Origin of the sequence: Planktotalea sp. (genome assembly GCF_049680325.1) — a bacterium.
Classification (GTDB): Bacteria; Pseudomonadota; Alphaproteobacteria; order Rhodobacterales; family Rhodobacteraceae; genus Planktotalea.
In genome coordinates this window covers 1-1,783 of the sequence record NZ_JBAUHO010000317.1, presented here as the reverse complement: position 1 = coordinate 1,783, position 1,783 = coordinate 1, and the positions used below count along the sequence as shown (strand labels likewise).

Below are 1,783 nucleotides of genomic sequence, written 5' to 3'. Positions count from 1 at the left end.
AGCCTACGCTCTTTGCTATCGGAAGCGGCCGCCTGACTGACGCTACACGAGAACGGGCTTCGGTCATTTCCTGATAACGTTCATTCATGCTCAGGCAGCGAACGGCGGTTCATCCCGAACCGGCCGCTCGTGAACAGCGCAGCTAAGGTGCCGGAAGAGCCCAAAATACCGAATGCTGCACGGCGCGCGAATGTCTGCTCCTCCGAGGGTGGTCAAAATCGTAACAAAAACCAAAGACGGTTTTGCCAAGGGTTTGTGACACAAGATTCTCCAACATTTCAGGCGGCCTTTGCGTGAAAGACAAAAACGACCGTTTTTGACCTTTCAAAAAAATACATTTCTGTTTGGTGTTCGCGCAGGTCGGGTGTACCATTCTGGTATTGATAGATAGAGGGAATTTAACGATGACCCAGACAGCGACATTTGGTGATCTAAACGTCAAGCTCACCGATCAATATAATATCGACAACATCAAAAAATTCATAGCGGACGTAACAGCAGGCTCGCAAGATGTGAGTTCGTATCGTTCTGATCCTGTGGGAACGCTGAGTAAGCTTGGCATTGAAGTTGACGGCGATATCGAACTGACGCGGGAAAAAGCTTTGAAGGCAATGGGCGAAAACGGCTTTCCTGGACTGATAGATGCCGACATGAACGTAAAAGGGCCAGATGCATTGATCGGACCTTTAATCGTATTTGTGATCATTGTGCTTTATCCCCGATAGTCAGAGCCCATGAAAGATATTGCATTTGTTGCTGCACCAATATGTGACAGCGTTGGAGGGGCTTTGATCCCTGCAATGCAGGACTCCTACCATGAATGTCCGCAGCTGGGTGTGGCTACCCTTGCATCCATCCTTCGGCATGGCGGCTACGATTGCGATCTTGTTGACTGGGTGACTGCAGACGATTCTAGTATTAATCATGTAGCGGATTCACTGTCGCGGTTCAGACTTGTTTTCATTAGCGCCAATTCAATGAACTGGGCAGCGGTGCTCCAGCTGCTCCGACGGGTCAAACACGTTTCACCAAGCACAGTCACCTGCATCGGCGGCCCGCATCCCACATTGCACCCCGAAAACCTTGCTGGACGGAAGGAAATTGATCTCTACGTGGTTGGTGAGGCGGACAATATCGTTTGTCACATTGCCGAATGTGTATTGGAGCGCAATATATCGGGTCTCCAACGTGCGCCATTCAATCTCCACATTGGGATCAACTTCGATTCCCTAAAGTCCAAACCTATTTCAGGTTTGATCCCAAAGCAGGAAAATTTGCGGCAGCTTGAAGAGATTCCGGTTGAATATGCTCTCTATGACATTTCCAAGTATTGCGTTGTCCCGGTTGAAACTTCGCGGGGTTGCAAATTTCGATGTGAATTCTGTTCTATTCCCACAAAATCGTACTGGCGGGACTATAGTGTAGAGAGATCAGTTCAGCTACTGAATCACGCTCTCCCCTATGCCTTGCAATCAAAAGCGCGGGTTGTGAGTATCATTGATGATACGTTCACGACTTCTGCGGAAAGAGTTGTCGAAATCGCTAAACGGCTTGGTGCCGAATTTCACGGACGTTTAAATTTCGATGCAACAGTTGTAGATATCAGGAAAGAGATCGTCGTCGAAGCTATGGCGGAATTCGCAAGTGGGCTTCTAATAGGTGCTGAAGTTGCATCAAAACCAGACGCAAAGAGAATCAAGAAAGCCGCTACGCCGAAGCTGGTTCAAGAGTCTGCTGCCGTGCTTCAAAAGTACGGAGTGTCTTCCAAAGCCGTGTTCAGCTT

2 protein-coding genes are annotated in these 1,783 nt (G+C 48.7%); both read left to right on the top strand.

Features of this window, described 5'->3' with window-relative positions; all coding sequences use genetic code 11:
• Positions 1-404: 404 nt before the first annotated feature.
• On the top strand, positions 405-725 hold the full coding sequence (locus WBC85_RS14410) for a hypothetical protein (RefSeq protein ID WP_424438673.1): 321 nt from the start codon (positions 405-407) through the stop codon (positions 723-725).
• 9 nt (positions 726-734) lie between these two features.
• A partial coding sequence (locus WBC85_RS14405) for a B12-binding domain-containing radical SAM protein (protein ID WP_424438670.1) occupies positions 735-1,783 on the top strand: 1,049 nt, incomplete at its 3' end.

Coding starts and splice junctions, on each gene's coding strand:
- WBC85_RS14410 (WP_424438673.1), top strand. CDS start 405: ATGACCCAGACAGCGACATTTGGTGATCTAAACGTCAAGCTCACCGAT.